Below are 18,686 nucleotides of genomic sequence, written 5' to 3'. Positions count from 1 at the left end.
AGAGGGACGTCTGATGCCAGGACCACAGCGACGCGGCGGTGGCGCCGGCGGGACCGGTGGCCCCGGCGGCGCAGGCGGCGGCAACGACCGCCGGGACCGTCGTGACGGCGGTCGCGGCCCGGGCGGTGCCGCGGAGAAGAGCCAGTTCATCGAGCGGGTCGTCGCGATCAACCGCGTGTCCAAGGTCGTCAAGGGTGGTCGGCGCTTCAGCTTCACCGCCCTGGTGATCGTGGGCGACGGCGACGGCAAGGTCGGCGTGGGCTACGGCAAGGCCAAGGAGGTGCCCGCGGCGATCGCCAAGGGCGTCGAGGAGGCCAAGAAGCACTTCTACAACGTGCCCCGCATCGCCAGCACCATCCCGCACCCGGTGCAGGGTGAGGCGGCCGCCGGTGTGGTGCTGCTCAAGCCGGCCAGCCCCGGTACCGGTGTCATCGCCGGTGGCCCGGTGCGCGCCGTCCTCGAGTGCGCCGGCATCCACGACGTGCTCTCCAAGAGCCTCGGGTCCTCGAACCCGATCAACATCGTCCACGCGACCATGCAGGCGCTCAAGGACCTCGTCCGTCCCGAGGAGATCGCGGCCCGCCGCGGTCTGCCCCTGGAGGACGTCGCCCCGGCCGCCATGCTGCGCGCGCGGGCCGGTCAGGGGGTCTGAGATGGCTCAGCTGAAGGTCACGCAGATCAAGTCGGCCATCGGCACCAAGCCGAACCAGCGTCAGACGCTGCGTTCGCTGGGGCTGAAGCGGATCAGCGACTCGGTCGTCCAGGAGGACCGTCCCGAGATCCGCGGGATGGTCGCGACGGTGCCGCACCTGGTCACCGTCGAAGAGATCGTCTGAGCAGGGGAACGCTGACATGACTCTGAAGGTCCACCACCTGCGTCCGGCCCCGGGCGCCCACACCAAGAAGACCCGCGTGGGTCGTGGTGAGGGCTCCAAGGGCAAGACCGCCGGTCGCGGCACCAAGGGCTCCGGCGCCCGCGTGCAGGTCTCGGCCCGCTTCGAGGGTGGCCAGACCCCCCTGCACATGCGGCTGCCGAAGCTCTCGGGCTTCACCAACAACAACAAGGTCGTCTTCCAGGTCGTCAACCTGGACCGGATCGCCTCCCTGTTCCCGCAGGGCGGCTCGATCAACCCGGACACGCTGGCCGACGCCGGCGCCGTCCGGCGCGGTCAGCCGGTCAAGGTGCTCGGCACGGGCGAGCTGGGCGGCGTGACGGTGCACGTGCACGCGCACGCGTTCTCCCAGTCCGCCCAGGAGAAGATCGGCGCTGCCGGGGGCAGCACCACCCAGATCTGACGCAGGACCCCCTGCCCCCGCCGCCCGGCGGGACCAGGCGGGGGACCGACGCGGCCCGGCGGCTCTCGAAGCCACCGGGCCGCGTCTTGCTAATGTCGAACGACCGACTCGGGGAGGGCACGTGCTGCAGGCGTTCGCCGCGGCGTTCCGGACGCCAGACCTCCGGCGCAAGCTGCTGTTCTCCCTGGCGCTGATCGCCGTGTACCGGCTGGGCGCCAGCGTGCCCGGCCCCGGCGTCTCGATCGAGGCGATCAACAGCTGCCTCGACCAGGCCAACGCCTCCGACCAGCGGGACGTCTACTCGCTGGTCAACCTGTTCTCCGGCGGAGCGCTGCTGCGCCTGTCGGTGTTCGCGCTCGGGATCATGCCGTACATCACGGCGAGCATCATCGTGCAGCTGCTGGTGGTGGTCATCCCGCGGTTCGAGCAGCTGAAGAAGGAAGGGCAGTCGGGTCAGGCGAAGCTGACCCAGTACACCCGCTACCTGACCATCGCGCTCGCCGTGCTGCAGAGCACCGGGATCATCGCGCTGGCCCGCAGCGGCCAGCTCTTCCCGAGCTGCTCGCAGGACATCATCCCGTCGGACTCGGTGTGGACCACGATCGTCCTGGTCGTCACGCTGACCGCCGGCACCGCCGTCATCATGTGGCTGGGCGAGCTGCTGACCGAGAAGGGGATCGGCAACGGCATGTCCGTGCTGATCTTCACCTCGATCGCCGCCCGGATCCCCGCCGAGGGCGGCGCGATCCTGCAGAGCCGCGGTGGCTTCGTCTTCGCCCTGATCTGCGTGCTCGCCGTGCTGGTGATCGCCTCGGTGGTCTACGTCGAGCAGGCGCAACGGCGCATCCCGGTGCAGTACGCCAAGCGGATGGTCGGCCGCCGGATGTACGGCGGCACGTCGACCTACCTGCCGCTGAAGGTCAACCAGGCCGGCGTCATCCCGGTCATCTTCGCGTCGTCCCTGCTCTACCTGCCCCAGCTGATCACCCAGCTGCAGGGCGACTCGACCGGTGCGGTCCGCCGGTTCGTGGAGAACTACCTGGTCGACCAGAGCAGCCCGGTGCACATCGCGGTGTACTTCGCGCTGATCATCTTCTTCACGTACTTCTACGTGTCGATCACGTTCAACCCGGAGGAACGGGCCGACGACATGAAGCGCTATGGCGGCTTCATCCCCGGCATCCGGCCCGGCCGCCCCACCGCGGAGTACCTGCAGTACGTGCTGTCCCGGATCACCCTGCCCGGGTCGATCTACCTCGGGTTGGTGGCGGTGCTGCCCAACCTGTTCCTGTCGATCACGCAGGAGGGGCAGAACCAGAACTTCCCGTTCGGCGGGACCGCGGTGCTGATCATGGTGGGAGTTGGCTTGGAGACGGTGAAGCAGATCGAGACGCAGCTCAACCAGCGCAGCTACGAAGGGTTCCTCCGCTAGTGCGCGTCGTGCTGCTGGGCCCTCCCGGAGCGGGCAAGGGGACCCAGGCTCAGGTCATCGCCGGTCGCCTGGGCGTCCCGGCCATCTCCACCGGTGACATCTTCCGGGCCAACGTGAGCGGGCAGACCGAGCTGGGCCAGCAGGCCAAGGCCTACATGGACGCCGGCGACCTGGTGCCCGACGAGATCACCGTCGCGATGGTCTCCGACCGGCTCGCCGAGCCCGACGCCAAGGCCGGCTTCCTGCTCGACGGCTTCCCGCGCACGATCGCCCAGGCCGACCAGCTGCGCGACTCGCTGGCCGAGATGGGCCACGCGCTGGACTGCTGCCTCGAGCTCGTCGTCGACGAGGACGAGCTGGTCCGCCGGCTGTCCGGTCGCCGGATGCTGGTCGACGGCGTCTGGGTGCAGCGCGAGGACGACAAGCCCGAGACCGTCCGGCACCGGCTGGAGGTCTACCGGGAACAGACGGCGCCGCTGTCGGGGTTCTACGAGCGGGCCGGACTGCTGACCCGCATCGACGCGATCGGTGAGATCGACGAGGTCACCCGCCGCGCCCTCGAGGCGCTCGGGGCCGACCACGCGCTGGCCCAGGACGCGGCCGGCGACCGGGCCGAGGACTGAGAGCGCGGGTCGCCCGGTTGCACGGTGACCGCGTCGACGCGTGGGCGTCCCGGCTGCCGTTCCTGGCGAAGTGGAGTGGACGCATGATCCAGATCAAGACAGCGCACGAGATCGAGCTGATGCGCGCCTCCGGGCTCGTCACGGCCGGGGCCATCGCGGCCGTCCGCGCCGCGGTGCGCCCCGGCGTGAGCACCGGTGAGCTCGACGCCATCGCCGAGGACCACATCCGGTCCGCCGGCGCCGTGCCGAACTTCCTCGGCTACCACGGGTTCACCGGGACCATCTGCGCCTCGATCAACGACGAGGTCGTGCACGGCATCCCGGACCCGGACCGCACGCTGGCTGAGGGCGACAACATCTCCATCGACTGCGGTGCGGTCCTGGCCGGCTGGCACAGCGACTCGGCGGTCACGGTGACCGTCGGGGAGGCCTCCGCCGCGGACCTCGAGCTGCTCGCGGTGACCGAGCGGTCGATGTGGGCCGGGCTGGCCAAGGCGGTCGCCGGTGGCCGGCTGACCGACATCAGCCACGCGGTCGAGGAGTCGATCGTCGCGCACGAGCACCCGTACGGGATCGTCGACCACTACGGCGGGCACGGCATCGGCACCGAGATGCACCAGGACCCGCACGTGCTCAACTACGGGCGGGCGGGCCGCGGCCCCAAGCTGGTCCCCGGGCTGGTGCTGGCGATCGAGCCGATGGTGACCATCGGGGACCCGGCCACCGCCGAGCTGGACGACGGGTGGACCGTCGTGACCAAGGACGGCTCGCGCGCGGCCCACTTCGAGCACAGCGTCGCGATCACCCCCGAGGGCCCCTGGGTGCTCACCGCCGAGGACGGCGGCGTCGCCGGCCTCGCACCGTTCGGGGTCCGCGCGCGTCAGTGACGGGCGCACGTCGCCTCCGTCACGCGAGGGCGGGTTGGTGGCGGCGTGTCCCTGGGAGTACAGTGGCCGATGGCGTTCGCGCCGTCCGTCGTCCTGCTGTGGCCGCAGGGAGCCGGGCGCCCTCTGCGAGATCGCCCGCACCACCATCCAGCGCCGTCTCCGGCGCTGAACCCAGCAAGACCGCCCTGCCGGTTCCGGCATGGGCGCGCGCAGGTCGATCGAACGAGGAGGCCGTGTAGGCGTGGCAAAGAAGGACGGGGCCATCGAGGTCGAGGGTCGTGTCGTCGAGCCACTTCCCAACGCGATGTTCCGGGTCGAACTGCAGAACGGGCACCGGGTGCTCGCCCACATCAGCGGCAAGATGCGGCAGCACTACATCCGCATCCTGCCCGAGGACCGCGTGGTCGTGGAGCTCTCGCCCTACGACCTGACCCGCGGTCGCATCGTCTACCGCTACAAGTAACCCACCGCCGGACGTGCCCCCAGGGGCCGGAGCCGGCGCTCGATCTACAGGAATGAGGGCGGCACCGGTGAAGGTCCAGCCGTCGGTGAAGAAGATCTGCGACAAGTGCAAGGTGATCCGCCGGCACGGCCGGGTCATGGTCATCTGCGAGAACGCCCGGCACAAGCAGCGCCAGGGCTGAGGGAGTACCTGAACATGGCACGTCTGGCTGGCGTCGACCTCCCCCGCGAGAAGCGGATGGAGATCGCACTCACCTACATCTACGGGATCGGGCCGACCTCGGCCAAGGCGACCCTGGCCGCGACGGGCGTCAGCCCGGACCTGCGCGCCAAGGACCTGTCCGACGAGGACCTGCTCAAGCTGCGCGACTACATCGACGAGCACTTCCGCGTCGAGGGCGACCTGCGCCGCGAGGTGGCCGCCGACATCCGCCGCAAGGTGGAGATCGGCTGCTACCAGGGGATCCGGCACCGCCGCGGTCTCCCGGTGCACGGTCAGCGCACCAAGACGAACGCGCGCTCGAGCAAGGGCCCGCGCAAGACCATCGCGGGCAAGAAGAAGGCCCGCTGACCTCAGCACGACAGCGCGCCGCCGCCCACTGAGTCCGAGAGGGCCGGACCGGCGGCGCGCCCGCGCACTCACCTGCGCACCCCAGCACCACCCAGGCCACGAACACAGACTCAGACCGGAGAGAGATGCCTCCCAGGGCTCGCGCGGCAGCTGGCACCAAGAAGGTGCGCCGCAAGGAGAAGAAGAACGTCGCTCACGGCGCGGCGCACATCAAGAGCACCTTCAACAACACGATCGTGTCGATCACCGACCCCACGGGCAACGTGATCAGCTGGGCGTCCGCCGGGCACGTCGGGTTCAAGGGCTCGCGCAAGTCGACGCCGTTCGCGGCGCAGATGGCTGCCGAGAACGCCGCGCGCAAGGCCCAGGAGCACGGCATGCGCAAGGTCGACGTCTTCGTGAAGGGCCCGGGCTCCGGTCGCGAGACCGCGATCCGGTCCCTGCAGGCCACCGGCCTCGAGGTCGGGCAGATCCAGGACGTGACGCCGCAGCCGCACAACGGCTGCCGCCCCAAGAAGCGCCGCCGGGTCTGACCGGTCACTGACGAGACGAAACAGGAGTATTTGACGTGGCCCGTTACACCGGAGCCGATTGCCGCCTCTGCCGGCGCGAGAAGATGAAGCTGTTCCTCAAGGGCAGCAAGTGCGAGTCCCCGAAGTGCCCGATCGAGATCCGGCCCTACCCGCCGGGCGAGCACGGCCGGGGTCGCACGAAGGACAGCGAGTACCTGCTGCAGCTCCGCGAGAAGCAGAAGGCCCGCCGCATCTACGGCGTGCTGGAGAAGCAGTTCCGCGGGTACTACGAAGAGGCCAACAAGAAGTCGGGCAAGACCGGTGAGGTCCTGCTGCAGATCCTCGAGTCGCGCCTCGACAACGTGGTCTACCGGGCCGGCTTCGCCGAGTCCCGCGACATGTCGCGCCAGCTGGTGCGGCACGGCCACATCAAGGTCAACGGCCGCAAGGTGGACATCCCGTCCTACCGCGTGACCGCGAACGACATCGTCGAGGTCGCCGCGAAGTCGGCCGAGATGGTCCCGTTCCAGGTGGCCCAGGCCAAGGCCGGCTCCCGTCCGGTGCCGCCGTGGCTCGAGGTCATCAGCACCCAGCTGCGCGTGCTGGTGCACAACATCCCGGCCCGTCAGGTGATCGACACCCCGGTCCAGGAGCAGCTGATCGTGGAGCTCTACTCGAAGTAGCAGCACGACGGCGGGGCGGGTGGACAGATGTCCGCCCCGCCGGCACCACCCCCTCACGGCGTCATATGGCGGGTGCCGGAGGACACGAAGGAGATCCACCATGCTCATCGCACAGCGTCCGACCCTCACCGAGGAGACGATCGACGCCCAGCGCTCCCGGTTCGTCATCGAGCCGCTCGAGCCGGGCTTCGGCTACACCCTCGGCAACTCGCTGCGTCGCACCCTGCTGTCCTCGATCCCCGGCGCTGCTGTCACCAGCATCCGCATCGAGGGCACCCTGCACGAGTTCACCACCGTGCCGGGCGTCAAGGAGGACGTCACCGAGATCATCCTGAACCTCAAGGGCCTCGTGGTCAGCTCCGACTCCGACGAGCCGGTGACCATGTACCTCCGCAAGCAGGGCCCGGGTGAGGTCACCGCCGCCGACATCGCGCCCCCGGCCGGTGTCGAGGTGCACAACCCCGACCTGCACATCGCCACGCTGAACGCGAAGGGCCGGCTCGAGATCGAGCTGGTCGTCGAGCGCGGCCGCGGCTACGTGCCGGCCACCCAGAACAAGCAGCCCGGCCAGGAGATCGGTCGCATCCCCGTCGACTCGATCTACTCCCCGGTGCTCAAGGTGACCTACGCGGTCGAGGCGACCCGCGTCGAGCAGCGCACCGACTTCGACCGCCTCGTGGTCGACGTCGAGACCAAGCCCTCGATGGAGCCCCGGGACGCGATCGCCAGCGCCGGGTCCACCCTGGTGGAGCTGTTCGGCCTGCTGCGCGAGCTGAACGTCGACGCCGAGGGCATCGAGGTCGGGCCCAGCCCGTCCGAGGCCGCCGACATCGCGAACTTCTCGATGCCGATCGAGGACATGGACCTCACCGTCCGGTCCTACAACTGCCTCAAGCGCGAGGGCGTGCACACCGTCGGGGAGCTCGTCACCCGCTCGGAGGCCGACCTGCTCGACATCCGCAACTTCGGTGCCAAGTCGATCGACGAGGTCAAGCTGAAGCTCGCGGCGATGGGCCTGGCGCTCAAGGACAGCCCGCCCGGGTTCGTCCCCACCTCGGTGGAGAGCTACGACGAGGGCTACGAGACCGACGCCTACCAGGGCGACGCCAGCTACGGCGACCCGGCCACGTACGACGAGACCGCGTACCAGGAGACCGAGCAGCTCTGAGCAAGGACCCCGCTGCCCCCACCGCTCGCACGCTCGCGGAGGGCCCCTGCAGCGGGGCCGTCCCGGGGCCAGTCACACTGGCCCCGGGACACACCAGCACGACGCAGCACCGCGATGGACGACGCAGCCGGCACACGCCCGCCCGGCCGCCTGAGGAAGGACCGACATGCCCACCCCCACCAAGGGTCCCCGTCTCGGCGGGTCCCCGTCGCACGAGCGGCTGATGCTGGCCAACCTGGCCACCTCGCTGTTCGAGCACGGGCGGATCACCACGACCGAGGCCAAGGCCAAGCGGCTCCGGCCGTACGCCGAGAAGCTGGTGACCTTCGCCAAGCGCGGCGACCTGCACGCCCGTCGGCAGGTGATGACGGTGATCCGCGACAAGGACGTCGTCCACCACCTGTTCGCCGAGATCGGCCCGCGCTACGAGAACCGGCCCGGTGGCTACACGCGCATCGTCAAGGTCGGTCCCCGCAAGGGCGACAACGCGCCGATGGCCGTCATCGAGCTCGTCGAGGCCCTGACGGTGGCCCAGCAGGCCGTCGGCGAGGCTGAGCGCGCCCGTGGCACCCGGTTCGCCGGGGCCTCCGCCGTCGGTGCCGGTGCCGCCTCCGCCGCCGGTGAGGTCACCGCCGACGCGACCGAGCCCGGCCTGACCGACGACGACGTCACCACCGGCCCCGGTGGCGACACCAGCCCGGCCGTCGTGGCCGACGCCGAGGGGCTCGAGGAGGGGCAGGCCGTCGTCACCGACGTCTTCAACCCCGACGGCGAGCGCCAGGACGACGGCGACGTCACCCCGGAGCCGGCCGCCGAGAACCTGGCCGTCGTCGACGACCCGTCGCTCAGCCCCGACGTGGCCGCCGCGGCCGCTGCCGAGGTCGAGGCCGCCGAGCTCAGCGACGCCGCGACCGCCGGCACGCACGCCCCCGGCGGCGAGCCCGATGTCGACCCCAAGTGACCTCGACCGTCTCCTGACGGTCCGCTCCGTGGAGCACCCGCACGTCGACGAGCCCGCCACCGCTACCGGTGGCGGGCTCGTCCGCGTCCGGCTGGAGATCAGCTACGACGGCACGGCGCTGCACGGCTGGGCCCGCCAGCCCGGTCAGCGCACCGTCCAGGGCGAGCTGGAGCTCGGGCTGGCCACGGTGCTGCGGCACGACGTCGACCTGACCGTGGCCGGCCGCACCGACGCGGGCGTGCACGCCGTCGGCCAGGTCGCGCACACCGACCTGCCGGCCGAGCTCTTCGCGGCGCACGAGAGCCGGTTGCTGCGCCGGCTGCGCGGGGTCCTGCCGCCGGACGTGGCCGTGACCGGCGCCCGCGTGGTCCGCCCCGAGTTCGACGCCCGGTTCGCCGCCCTGGCCCGGCACTACGTCTACCGGCTGACCGACGCCGACTCCGGACCACCACCCCTGCGCCGGGCGGACACGGCCGCCTGGTCACGCCGGCTGGACGCCTCCGCCATGCGGGTGGCCGCGGCGCTGCTGCTCGGCCAGCACGACTTCGCCGCCTTCTGCCGGCGGCGCGAGGGTGCCACGACCATCCGCACCCTGCTGGACCTGGACGTGCGCCGCGCGGGCCCGGTCATCGAGGTGCGCGCCTCGGCCGACGCGTTCTGCCACTCGATGGTGCGCAGCCTGGTGGGCGCGCTCATCGCGGTGGGCGAGGGACGCCGTCCGGCCGGCTGGCCCGCCTCCCTGCTCAGCATGACCAGCCGGGCGAACGACGTCCCGGTGGCACCGGCCGGCGGCCTCACCCTCGTCCGGGTCGACTACCCGCCGGACGACGAGCTGGCCGCCCGCGCCCTGGTCACCCGGGCCAAGCGGAGCTGACCCGGGTGCGGCGACCGCCGGCGCGCCGGTCAGCGCCCTAGGGTCCCCGGTCATGACCGCACCGCGTGCCGCCGGCACGGCCCTGCCCGTGCTGCTGCTCTGCCTGGCGGCGCTCGCCGGGTGCGGGTCGTCGGACGGCCCCCGCGTGCAGCTCGTGGCCTACTGCCAGGGCACCTCGAGCGACGGCCCCGACGGCGACCCGGTCCGGGTGGAGTTCCGCCAGGGTTCCACCGTGGTCGCCAGCGGGGTCGTGGACCGGGGTGCCGCCTTCACCGCCGAGGTGCCGCTGGGCGGGGTGCAGATCTACGTGGACGGCGTCCGGCGGGGCGCCGCCAACGAGGGCGTCCCCACCGACGGGCCCTACCACCCGCCCGCGCCGGACGAGTACGTCTACGTGGCGAACGAGGAGGGCTGCCCGGCCACCCCGCCACCCTGGCCGGGCGGGTGACCGAGGCGGTCAGGTGAGGGAGGCGACGGCGTCGGCGATCGGGGTGTCCCCGCTGACCAGCTCGACGACCTCGCCCCACTTGTCGGCGGCCAGCACCTCGGCCAGCACGGCGGCGACGTCGTCCCGCGGCACCTGCCCCCGCTCCACACCGTGCCGCAGCGTCACCCGGCCGGTGCCCGGGTCGTCGGTCAGCCCGCCGGGTCGCACGATGGTCGTGTCCAGACCGGGGCGCGGCAGGATGTGGTCCTCCGCGGCCAGCTTGGCCTGCAGGTAGGCGGCGAACTGCGGGTCCATGCCCGGCGGCGTGCCCTGGCGGGCCTGCTCGACCCCGATCGAGGAGACCAGCAGGTACCGGCGGACCCCGGCGGCCTCCGCCGCGTCGGCCAGCAGCAGCGCCGCGCCGCGGTCGACCGTGTGCTTGCGCTCGACCCCGCTGCTGGGGCCGCCGCCCGCCGCGAAGACGACCGCGTCGGCTCCCCGGACCACGGCGGCGACGTCCTCGACCGACGCCTGCTCCAGGTCGAGCACGACCGGCTCGACGCCGTCGGACTCGAGGTCCGCGCGGTGGTCCGGGTTGCGGACGATGCCGGCGACGGAGTCGCCCCGGCTGCTGAGCAACCGGCCCAGACGGCGGGCGACCTGACCATGGGCTCCTGCGATGACGACGCGCATGACAGCGGGCTACCCCACCGGCGCCCGGTGCCACACCCGGCAACGCTCAGCCGTGCGCGGGCGGCCGGACGGCCCGGGCGCGGGCGACCCCTGAGGGGGTGTCGCAGTCGGTCCACGGGGCGGGGGAGCCCCCCTTGACGACGGGTCGGTAGCGGCGGACCGCCAGCGGGGCGAGCACCCCGCGCAGCGGGGCGTGCGGCCGGGCGCCGGCGGTGGCTGCGCGGAGCACGGCGGTGCGCCAGACGCCGAGCAGCAGCTGGTCCCGGCCCGTGTCGTCGACGACGAGCACCCCGTCGCCGGTCAGCCGCTCGCGCAGGGCGGTGACCACGTCGACGGTCACGAACGGGAGGTCGGCGGCGAGCACCGCGACGACCTCGGCGTCCCCGGCAGCGACCAGCCCCGCGGCCAACGCCGGCACCGGTCCTCCACCGGGCGGGGACTCGCGCACCAGCAGCACGCCGGCCGGCACCGGCTGCGGCGGCCCGACGACGACGCGGGGCGCGGCGCCGTCCAGGGCGGCCAGGACGCTGTCGAGCATCGTGCGCCCACCGACCTCCAGCTGCGGCTTCGGCCGGCCGCCCAGCCGGGCCGCCTTGCCGCCGGCCAGGACGACCGCGGCGAAGGGTGGCAGCGAGCTCATGCCGGAACGGTAGGTCGCTACCGGTGAGTACCGTCTGCCGCGTGGGAAGAGTCACCAGCCGCACCCCGGTGCTGCGGATCCGTGGACCCGTGCACACCCGACGCCCGGACACGGTCGCCTCCGAGGAGCCGCTGGAGATCCGGCTCGGCGGCACACCGCTCGCGGTGACGATGCGCACCCCGGGTGACGACTTCGACCTGGTGCACGGCTTCCTCGCCACCGAGGGCGTGATCTCCTCGGCCGCCGACATCGCCGGGCTCCGGTACTGCAACTCGGTCGACGACGAGGGGCGCAACACCTACAACGTGGTCGACGTCGACCTGGCCCCCGGCGTCGAGGCGCCGGACACCGCGCTGGACCGGAACTTCTACACCTCGAGCTCCTGCGGGGTGTGCGGCAAGGCCAGCATCGACGCGATCCGCACGAAGACCGCCTACGACGTGGCCGCGGACGGCACCCGGCTCACGCTGGAGACGCTGCTCGGCCTGCCCGACCGGCTGCGCGCCGCCCAGCAGGTCTTCGACAAGACCGGCGGACTGCACGCCGCGGGGCTGTTCACCGCGGGCGGCGAGCTGGTCGCGCTGCGCGAGGACGTCGGCCGGCACAATGCGGTGGACAAGGTCGTCGGTGACGCCGTCCGCGAGGGGCGCGTCCCGCTCGCCGGGCACGTGCTGATGGTCAGCGGGCGGTCGTCGTTCGAGCTGACCCAGAAGGCGGCGATGGCGGCGGTGCCGGTGCTGGCCGCGGTGTCCGCCCCCAGCTCGCTGGCCGTGGAGCTGGCCGCCGACGTCGGCATCACCCTGATCGGCTTCCTCCGCGGCGACGGCTGCAACGTCTACACCCACCCCGAACGCCTCGTCCTGGACTGAGTGGAGTGCCACGGGCGCGGGAACCGCGTGTTCAGTCTCAGGACATGTGTCAGTCCAGGAGTCTCATGACATCTGTCGCTTGATCATCACGCTGCCGTTGAGGTGGTGTGGGGAAGCGAGCGGCAGTCATGAAGCTGCTGGATGCGACGTTGCAGGTCGGGATGCCGATCGAGAACGTCGCCGAGTGGTGTCGGCTCAACGGTGTGAACGAGCGGACGTTCTACCGGCATCGGGCGCGGGTGGTCGCCGAGGGCGCGTGGAGTGAGCGTTCTCGGCGGCCGCTGAGCTCACCGGCGGGCACACCGGAATGGCTGGTCACCCGGATCGTGGCGCTGCGCGAGGAACTCAAGCCCGACAACGGGGCGGACAACATCCACGCCGCCCTGGTCGCGGCGGTTGCGCTGCCGGGGTGGCCGACCGGGGCGGCGGTGCCGGCGCGGGCCACGATCAACCGCGTACTGGGCCGCCAGGACCTCCTGGCGCGCAACCCGGTCAAGCGGCCTAAGTCGTCCTGGCGGCGGTTCGCCTACCCCCGGCCGCAGGACTGCTTCCAGATCGATGGGACCGAGCACACCCTCGCCGATGGCAGCGTGGTGGTGGCCATCGACATCATCGATGACTGCTCCCGGCTCTGGGTGGCCTCCCATTGGCGCCCGCGCTTGAGACCACCGCGGCCGCGATCACCGCGCTGACCGGCGCGATCACCGAGTTCGGTGCACCCGGGCTGGTGCTGGCCGACAACGGCTCGGCGTTCACCGGCCGGATCGGGCAGGCCAACCTGACCCGGCCGGGCCGGTTCGCCGCCACCGTCATCGCCGCCGGATCCCGGTTGATCCACTCCAGCCCCTACCACCCCCAGACGCTGGGCAAGTGCGAGCGGCTGCACCAGACCGCGGACAAGCTGCTCGGCCACTTCTTCACCGGCCCCGCCGCCTCAGCGGCGGAGCTGCAGACCCGGCTGGACACCGTCCGCGCCCACTACAACACCCGCCGCCGGCACTCCGCGGTCGCCACCACCCCGCAGCAGGCCTGGAGGAGTGCGCCGGTGCACGGCGGGCCGGCGCAGCTACCGCTGCAGACCGACGCCACCGTTCACCGGCTCACCGTCATCCCGCACGGCACGGTCACCCTCGGCGCTCACCTGATCCGCCTGGGCGCCCGCCACGGCGGCACCGAGATCACCGCCCTGGTCAACGGCAGCCACGTCAGCTTCCACGCCCTGGGCGGCCAGCTGATCGGCCAGCTGACCCTGGACCCGACCAAGCGCTACGCCACACTCACAGCGGCATAGCCCATCTGCGACAGATGTCCTGAGACATCAGTGCGACACATGTCCGGAGACAGAACAGCGCGGGAACCGCGCCGTGGCACTCCACTCAGCCGTGGTCGCCGCCGCGGAGCTGGGTGACGACGTGGGGGAGCAGCGGGCCGAGCACCGCCAGGCCGTCGCGGACGCCGCCGGTGGAGCCGGGCAGGTTGACGATCAGCGTCCGGCCGGCGGTGCCGGCGATGCCGCGGGAGAGCACCGACGTGGGGACCTTCCCCTCGCCGTACCGGCGGACCGCCTCGGCGATGCCGGGGGCCTCGCGCTCGAGGACCTGGCGGGTCGCCTCGGGCATGACGTCGGTGGGGGAGAGCCCGGTCCCGCCGGTGGTCAGGACGACGTCGGCGCCCGAGGCGACCGCCTCGCGGAGCACCTCGCTGAGGCCCGCGACCTCGTCGCGGCACACGTGCGGGCCGTCGACGGTGAAGCCGAGCGCCTGCAGCCCCTCGGCCAGCGCCTGCCCGCTGCGGTCGGGGTAGACCCCGGCGGAGGCGCGGTTGGAGGCGGTGACGACGACCGCCCGGGCGTCGGCGGGGAGCTCGCTCACCGGACCCAGTCGCCCTTCTTGCCGCCGGACTTGCTGAGCAGCCGGACGTCGGTGATGACCGCCCGCGGGTCGACGGCCTTGACCATGTCGATGACGGTGAGCCCGGCGACGGCCACCGAGGTGAGCGCCTCCATCTCCACCCCCGTGCGGTCGGCGGTGCGGGTCGTGGCGGTGATCTCCACGGCGTCGTCGGTGACCTCGATGTCCACGGTCACCCCGTGCAGGGCGATCGGGTGGCACAGCGGCACGAGGTCCGGCGTCCGCTTGGCGCCCATGATGCCGGCGATCCGGGCCACCGCGATCGCGTCGCCCTTGGGCACGCCCGCCCCGCGCAGCAGCCCGATGACCTCCGGGCTGACCAGCACCCGGCCGGCCGCCGTCGCCACCCGTTCGGTCACCGCCTTGGCGGTGACGTCGACCATCCGGGCGGCGCCCGTCTCGTCGACGTGGGTCAGCCGGGCTTCTGTCACTGGAGTGCTCCTTCGATCAGGACGACGACGACCTCTGCGCCGGCGGGCAGCTCGGTCACGTCCTCGGGGACGACGACCAGGCAGTTGGCCCGCGCCAGGTGGGCGACCAGGTGCGACCCGGGCCCGCCGACCTGGGTGACCACCTCGCCGTCGAAGCGGCCGCGCAGGAACTGCCGGCGGCCGGCAGGGGAGCGCAGCGCCGTGGTCAGCCGGGCGGTGGTGCGCAGCCGGTCGGGGGAGGTGTGACCGAGCGCGCGGCGCAGCGCCGGGCGCACGAACACCTCGAAGGAGACGAACGAGCTCACCGGGTTGCCCGGCAGGGTGACGACCGGGACCCCGTCGACGGTGCCCGCCCCCTGCGGCCCGCCCGGCTGCATCGCGACCTTGGCGAACTCCACCGTGCCCAGCCCGCGGAAGGCGTCCTTGACCACCTCGTAGGCGCCGGCGCTCACCCCGCCGCTGGTGACCAGCAGGTCGGCGCCGGCCAGCTCGGCGCGCACGGTGGTCAGGAACTGGTCGACGTCGTCGGGGACGAAGTGCAGCGTGCGCGCGTCGCCGCCGGCGTCGGCGACCGCGGCGGCGAGCAGCACCGAGTTCGACTCGTAGATCTGCCCGGGCTGCAGCGGCCGGCCCGGCTCGACCAGCTCGCTGCCGGTGGAGAGCACCAGCACCCGGGGACGCCGGCGCACCGGCACGGACGCGTACCCGACGGCCGCGGCCAGACCGAGCTGGGCGGCACCCAGCGCGGTGCCGGCCGGCAGCGCCAGGTCACCGGCGCGGATGTCCTCACCGGCGTGCCGCAGGTGGGTCCCGACGTCCGGGGCGCCGGTGATGGTGACGACGTCGGTGGCGCCGTCGGTGCGCTCGACCGGGACGACGACGTCGGCGCCCTCGGGCAGCGGGGCGCCGGTCATGATCCGGTGCACCGTGCCGGGCAGCAGGGGAGGGACGTCGGTGCGCCCGGCGGGGATGTCCGCGCCGACCGGCAACCGGACCGGTGCCGCCTCGCTCGCCGTCCCGACCTCGGCGTGCCGGGCGGCGTAGCCGTCCATCGCGGAGTTCGCGAAGCCGGGCAGCGAGACCAGCGCGGGCAGGTCGGTGGCGACCACCCGCCCGGCCGCCGCCGCGAGCGGGACGTCCTCGACCGGCAGGGGAGCGAGCAGCCCGGTCACCACCGCCTGGTGTTCCTCGACCGTGCGCACGCCCCCATCCTCACCGATGGGCGCGACCGGGGGCACGGCGGTTAGCGTTCCCGCGGCAGCACAGGAGCCGAGGAGGACGCGTGGCCGAGATCGACCGGATGCTCGAGGCGAACGAGCAGTGGGCAGAGCAGTTCCCGGGCAGCAAGCCCGTGCGCCCGGCGCGCAAGGTCGCCGTGGTGGCGTGCATGGACTCGCGCATCCCGCTCTTCGGCGTGCTGGGCTTGGACATCGGGGACGCGCACGTCATCCGCAACGCGGGCGGCGTCATCACGGAGGACGTCATCCGGTCGCTGACCCTCAGCCAGCACGCGCTGGGCACGCGCGAGATCGTGCTGGTCCACCACACCGAGTGCGGGCTGCAGACCACCGACGACGTCTCCTTCGCCGACGCGGTCGAGCGGGCCACCGGCCGCCGTCCGCCGTGGGCCGCCCGGACCTTCACCGACGTGGACGACGACGTGCGGGAGTCCATGCGGCTGGTCCGGGAGAGCCCCTACCTGCTCTCCCACGAGGTGCGCGGCACGGTCTACGACGTGACGACGGGGCGCCTGCGCGAGATCAAGGACCCTGCTGCCCCCCACCACTCGCAAGCTCGCGGCGGGCCCCTGCAGCAGGGCCAGGACCCGGCTCGCTGACACGCTGGTACTCTCGCTGGCTGGTGCGCGTCGCCGGCTGGTGCGCGCGTGTCCGGGGTCCCGATCGTCATCGGCTCGACCCAAGTCTCCCGTGCTCGGTGAGGCGATCCCACCAGCCGCCCGCCAGACGACGACGAAGGACAGTGAGCCTCGTGCGCACGTACTCCCCCAAGCCCGGTGAGATCACCCGGGCCTGGCACGTCATCGACGCCACCGACGTGGTGCTCGGTCGACTCGCCAGCCAGACCGCGATCCTCCTGCGCGGCAAGCACAAGCCCCAGTTCGCGCCGCACGTCGACGCCGGCGACTTCGTCGTCGTCGTCAACGCGGGCAAGGTGGCCCTCACCGGCTCCAAGCGCGACGCCAAGGTCGCCTACCGCCACTCCGGCTACCCGGGTGGTCTGCGGGCGATCAACGTCGGTGACGAGCTGAAGACCCGCCCCGACCGCGTCATCGAGCGCGCCGTCAAGGGGATGCTGCCGCACAACACGCTGGGCCGGCAGATGCTCTCCAAGCTCAAGGTCTACGCCGGGCCTGAGCACCCGCACGCCGCCCAGCAGCCCCAGACCTTCGAGATCAAGCAGGTGGCCCAGTGACCAGCGCACTGACCGTGACCGACGCCGATGGGCGTCCCATCCAGACCGTCGGCCGCCGCAAGGAGGCCATCGTCCGCGTCCGTCTCCTCCCCGGCACCGGCCAGTTCAAGCTGAACGGCCGCACCATCGAGGAGTACTTCCCCAACAAGGTGCACCAGCAGCTCATCCGTGAGCCGTTCGTGATCCTGGAGAAGGGCGAGCAGTACGACGTCGTCGGCATCCTGCACGGTGGCGGCGTCAGCGGCCAGGCCGGTGCGCTGCGCCTGGCGATCGCCCGCGCGCTCATCGAGGTCGAGCCCGACGACCGCCCGGCGCTGAAGAAGGCCGGCTTCCTGACTCGTGACCCCCGCGTCACCGAGCGCAAGAAGTACGGGCTGAAGAAGGCCCGCAAGGCGCCCCAGTACTCCAAGCGCTGACCGGTACGTCCGTGGGTCGCCTGTTCGGGACCGATGGCGTCCGTGGCCTGGCCAACGCCGACCTGACGCCGGAACTGGCGCTCGCGGTGGCCCGGGCGGCCGCCAGCGTGCTCGCCGACCGCGACGGGACCTCGCGTCCCGTCGCGGTCGTCGGCCGCGACCCCCGCGCGAGCGGGGAGATGCTCGAGGCGGCCGTCGTCGCCGGCCTGGCCAGCGCCGGGGCCGAGGTGCTGCGTGCCGGGGTGCTGCCCACGCCGGCCATCGCGCACCTGACCGGCCGCACCGAGGCCGACCTCGGCGTCATGATCTCGGCCAGCCACAACCCGATGCCCGACAACGGCATCAAGCTGTTCAGCCGCGGCGGGCACAAGCTGCCCGACGCCGTCGAGGCGGCCATCGAGCAGCGCATCGCCGGGCGCGAGGGCATCGACCACCGCCCGACCGGTGCGGCCATCGGCCGGGTCCGCGACCTCGACGGCGCCGCGGAGGACTACACCGCCCACGTCCTGTCGGCGCTGCGCGAGCCGCTGCGCGGGCTGCGCGTCGTCGTCGACTGCGCGCACGGTGCCGCCTCCCGTGCCGCCCCCGAGGTCTACCGCCGGGCCGGCGCCCAGGTGCACGTCATCGGCGGCGAGCCCGACGGCTGGAACATCAACGACGGCATCGGCTCGACCCACCTGGGTCCGCTGAAGGAGGCCGTCGCCCGGTACGGCGCGGACATCGGCATCGCCCACGACGGCGACGCCGACCGCTGCCTGGCCGTCACCGCCCAGGGCGACGTCGTCGACGGCGACGCGATCCTGGCCATCTGCGCGCTCGCGTTGCACGAGAGCGGCAACCTCACCGACGACACCGTCGTGGCCACCGTGATGAGCAACCTCGGCTTCCACCACACGATGCGGCAGGCCGGCATCGCGGTGCAGACGACGGCGGTCGGCGACCGCTACGTGCTCGAGGCGCTGCACGCCCGCGGGCTGTCCCTGGGTGGCGAGCAGAGCGGTCACCTGGTGTTCCTGGACTGGGCCACCACCGGCGACGGGCTGCTCACCGGCCTGGCGCTGCTGTCCCGGATGAGCGCCACCGGCGCCTCGCTGGCCGAGCTGGCCTCCGTGGTGCACCGGCTGCCGCAGACGCTGGTCAACGTCCCGGTCACCGACCGGCTGGCGGTCGCGGCGAGCGACGAGGTCGCCCGGGCGGTCAACGACGTCGAGGCAGAGCTCGGTGACACCGGCCGCGTGCTGCTGCGCCCGTCGGGCACCGAGCAGCTGGTCCGGGTCATGGTCGAGGCCCCCACGCAGGAGCAGGCCGACGCCGTCGCGGCCCGGTTGGCGGAGGTCGTCGCCGCCGAAGGGTGACGACCTCCACCCCAAGGAGGGAAGCTCCGACCCCCGTTCCGCC

27 protein-coding genes are annotated in these 18,686 nt (G+C 72.5%); 22 read left to right on the top strand and 5 right to left on the bottom strand.

The window, feature by feature from the left end:
* The first annotated feature begins 13 nt into the window (after positions 1-13).
* The 15 genes from rpsE to MODMU_RS23145 all read left to right on the top strand — a co-directional run bounded on the left by rpsE (position 14) and on the right by MODMU_RS23145 (position 9,917).
* On the top strand, positions 14-652 hold the full coding sequence (rpsE, locus tag MODMU_RS23215) for a 30S ribosomal protein S5 (protein ID WP_014742841.1): 639 nt from the start codon (positions 14-16) through the stop codon (positions 650-652).
* Between the two features lies 1 nt (position 653).
* Positions 654-836, top strand: a complete 183-nt coding sequence (gene rpmD / locus MODMU_RS23210; RefSeq protein ID WP_014742840.1) for a 50S ribosomal protein L30 — start codon at positions 654-656, stop codon at positions 834-836.
* A 16-nt stretch (positions 837-852) separates the two neighbouring features.
* Positions 853-1,296, top strand: a complete 444-nt coding sequence (gene rplO, locus MODMU_RS23205; RefSeq protein ID WP_041795566.1) for a 50S ribosomal protein L15 — start codon at positions 853-855, stop codon at positions 1,294-1,296.
* 121 nt (positions 1,297-1,417) lie between these two features.
* The gene (secY, locus tag MODMU_RS23200; RefSeq protein ID WP_014742838.1) at positions 1,418-2,728 is read left to right on the top strand and encodes a preprotein translocase subunit SecY; all 1,311 of its coding nucleotides are present in this window, start codon (positions 1,418-1,420) and stop codon (positions 2,726-2,728) included.
* Positions 2,728-3,351, top strand: coding sequence for an adenylate kinase (locus MODMU_RS23195; RefSeq protein WP_014742837.1), 624 nt, complete (start codon positions 2,728-2,730; stop codon positions 3,349-3,351). The genes secY and MODMU_RS23195 overlap by 1 nt, the downstream gene beginning before the upstream one ends.
* 83 nt (positions 3,352-3,434) lie before the next feature.
* The gene (map, locus tag MODMU_RS23190) at positions 3,435-4,238 is read left to right on the top strand and encodes a type I methionyl aminopeptidase (RefSeq protein WP_014742836.1); all 804 of its coding nucleotides are present in this window, start codon (positions 3,435-3,437) and stop codon (positions 4,236-4,238) included.
* A gap of 241 nt (positions 4,239-4,479) precedes the next feature.
* Positions 4,480-4,701: a translation initiation factor IF-1 gene (gene infA / locus MODMU_RS23185; protein WP_012950459.1), complete on the top strand. Its 222-nt coding sequence runs from the start codon at positions 4,480-4,482 to the stop codon at positions 4,699-4,701.
* Between the two features lie 67 nt (positions 4,702-4,768).
* The gene (rpmJ, locus tag MODMU_RS23180) at positions 4,769-4,882 is read left to right on the top strand and encodes a 50S ribosomal protein L36 (protein WP_014742835.1); all 114 of its coding nucleotides are present in this window, start codon (positions 4,769-4,771) and stop codon (positions 4,880-4,882) included.
* Positions 4,883-4,896: 14 nt separating this feature from the next.
* Entirely contained in the window at positions 4,897-5,271 is a 375-nt protein-coding gene (rpsM, locus tag MODMU_RS23175; RefSeq protein ID WP_026844841.1) for a 30S ribosomal protein S13, read from the top strand.
* Between the two features lie 125 nt (positions 5,272-5,396).
* Positions 5,397-5,804 (top strand): 30S ribosomal protein S11, encoded by a 408-nt coding sequence (rpsK, locus tag MODMU_RS23170; protein ID WP_026844840.1) that lies wholly within the window; start codon positions 5,397-5,399, stop codon positions 5,802-5,804.
* A 35-nt stretch (positions 5,805-5,839) separates the two neighbouring features.
* Positions 5,840-6,466, top strand: a complete 627-nt coding sequence (rpsD, locus tag MODMU_RS23165; RefSeq protein ID WP_014742832.1) for a 30S ribosomal protein S4 — start codon at positions 5,840-5,842, stop codon at positions 6,464-6,466.
* Positions 6,467-6,566: 100 nt separating this feature from the next.
* Entirely contained in the window at positions 6,567-7,634 is a 1,068-nt protein-coding gene (locus MODMU_RS23160) for a DNA-directed RNA polymerase subunit alpha (protein ID WP_014742831.1), read from the top strand.
* A 166-nt stretch (positions 7,635-7,800) separates the two neighbouring features.
* Complete coding sequence (rplQ, locus tag MODMU_RS30400; protein WP_014742830.1) at positions 7,801-8,595, top strand: 50S ribosomal protein L17; 795 nt, start codon at positions 7,801-7,803, stop codon at positions 8,593-8,595.
* A gap of 28 nt (positions 8,596-8,623) precedes the next feature.
* The gene (gene truA, locus MODMU_RS23150; protein ID WP_014742829.1) at positions 8,624-9,469 is read left to right on the top strand and encodes a tRNA pseudouridine(38-40) synthase TruA; all 846 of its coding nucleotides are present in this window, start codon (positions 8,624-8,626) and stop codon (positions 9,467-9,469) included.
* 52 nt (positions 9,470-9,521) lie between these two features.
* Positions 9,522-9,917 (top strand): hypothetical protein, encoded by a 396-nt coding sequence (locus MODMU_RS23145; protein WP_014742828.1) that lies wholly within the window; start codon positions 9,522-9,524, stop codon positions 9,915-9,917.
* A gap of 9 nt (positions 9,918-9,926) precedes the next feature.
* Here the strand turns inward: MODMU_RS23145 and MODMU_RS23140 are convergent, their stop codons facing one another.
* Entirely contained in the window at positions 9,927-10,589 is a 663-nt protein-coding gene (locus tag MODMU_RS23140) for an NAD(P)H-binding protein (RefSeq protein WP_014742827.1), read from the bottom strand.
* Between the two features lie 46 nt (positions 10,590-10,635).
* Complete coding sequence (mobA, locus tag MODMU_RS23135; RefSeq protein WP_014742826.1) at positions 10,636-11,229, bottom strand: molybdenum cofactor guanylyltransferase; 594 nt, start codon at positions 11,227-11,229, stop codon at positions 10,636-10,638.
* Positions 11,230-11,270: 41 nt separating this feature from the next.
* On the opposite strand from mobA, the gene fdhD reads away from it, so the two are divergent.
* From fdhD to MODMU_RS29190, 3 genes are all read left to right on the top strand, one after another.
* A complete protein-coding gene (fdhD, locus tag MODMU_RS23130) occupies positions 11,271-12,098 on the top strand; it encodes a formate dehydrogenase accessory sulfurtransferase FdhD (RefSeq protein WP_041795563.1) in 828 nt (275 codons plus the stop codon).
* Between the two features lie 128 nt (positions 12,099-12,226).
* The gene (locus MODMU_RS29195; protein WP_014742823.1) at positions 12,227-12,790 is read left to right on the top strand and encodes a hypothetical protein; all 564 of its coding nucleotides are present in this window, start codon (positions 12,227-12,229) and stop codon (positions 12,788-12,790) included.
* Positions 12,745-13,389 carry an integrase core domain-containing protein gene (locus tag MODMU_RS29190; RefSeq protein ID WP_197537362.1) on the top strand — a complete coding sequence of 215 codons (645 nt, stop codon included), beginning with the start codon at positions 12,745-12,747 and terminating at the stop codon, positions 13,387-13,389. Before MODMU_RS29195 ends, MODMU_RS29190 begins: the two co-directional genes overlap by 46 nt.
* A gap of 85 nt (positions 13,390-13,474) precedes the next feature.
* Here MODMU_RS29190 and MODMU_RS23120 read toward each other — a convergent pair whose 3' ends face one another.
* The 3 genes from MODMU_RS23120 to moeA are packed head-to-tail and all read right to left on the bottom strand — an operon-like array spanning position 13,475 to position 15,641.
* Complete coding sequence (locus MODMU_RS23120) at positions 13,475-13,969, bottom strand: MogA/MoaB family molybdenum cofactor biosynthesis protein (RefSeq protein WP_014742821.1); 495 nt, start codon at positions 13,967-13,969, stop codon at positions 13,475-13,477.
* Positions 13,966-14,439 carry a cyclic pyranopterin monophosphate synthase MoaC gene (gene moaC, locus MODMU_RS23115; protein WP_014742820.1) on the bottom strand — a complete coding sequence of 158 codons (474 nt, stop codon included), beginning with the start codon at positions 14,437-14,439 and terminating at the stop codon, positions 13,966-13,968. The genes MODMU_RS23120 and moaC overlap by 4 nt, the downstream gene beginning before the upstream one ends.
* Positions 14,436-15,641, bottom strand: a complete 1,206-nt coding sequence (gene moeA, locus MODMU_RS23110; protein WP_014742819.1) for a molybdopterin molybdotransferase MoeA — start codon at positions 15,639-15,641, stop codon at positions 14,436-14,438. Before moeA ends, moaC begins: the two co-directional genes overlap by 4 nt.
* Before the next feature lie 80 nt (positions 15,642-15,721).
* Here moeA and MODMU_RS23105 point away from each other — a divergent pair, with 80 nt between their 5' ends.
* The 4 genes from MODMU_RS23105 to glmM all read left to right on the top strand — a co-directional run bounded on the left by MODMU_RS23105 (position 15,722) and on the right by glmM (position 18,643).
* A complete protein-coding gene (locus MODMU_RS23105; RefSeq protein WP_014742818.1) occupies positions 15,722-16,276 on the top strand; it encodes a beta-class carbonic anhydrase in 555 nt (184 codons plus the stop codon).
* A gap of 152 nt (positions 16,277-16,428) precedes the next feature.
* Positions 16,429-16,872: a 50S ribosomal protein L13 gene (gene rplM / locus MODMU_RS23100; protein ID WP_014742817.1), complete on the top strand. Its 444-nt coding sequence runs from the start codon at positions 16,429-16,431 to the stop codon at positions 16,870-16,872.
* A complete protein-coding gene (gene rpsI, locus MODMU_RS23095) occupies positions 16,869-17,288 on the top strand; it encodes a 30S ribosomal protein S9 (RefSeq protein WP_014742816.1) in 420 nt (139 codons plus the stop codon). The genes rplM and rpsI overlap by 4 nt, the downstream gene beginning before the upstream one ends.
* Before the next feature lie 11 nt (positions 17,289-17,299).
* Entirely contained in the window at positions 17,300-18,643 is a 1,344-nt protein-coding gene (gene glmM, locus MODMU_RS23090; RefSeq protein WP_014742815.1) for a phosphoglucosamine mutase, read from the top strand.
* The last annotated feature ends 43 nt before the right edge of the window (positions 18,644-18,686 follow it).

The sequence above is a fragment of the Modestobacter italicus genome, from assembly GCF_000306785.1.
GTDB lineage: Bacteria > Actinomycetota > Actinomycetes > Mycobacteriales > Geodermatophilaceae > Modestobacter > Modestobacter italicus.
The sequence above is the reverse complement of the archived record's forward strand: the minus strand, read 5'-3'. Positions and strand labels throughout refer to the sequence as shown.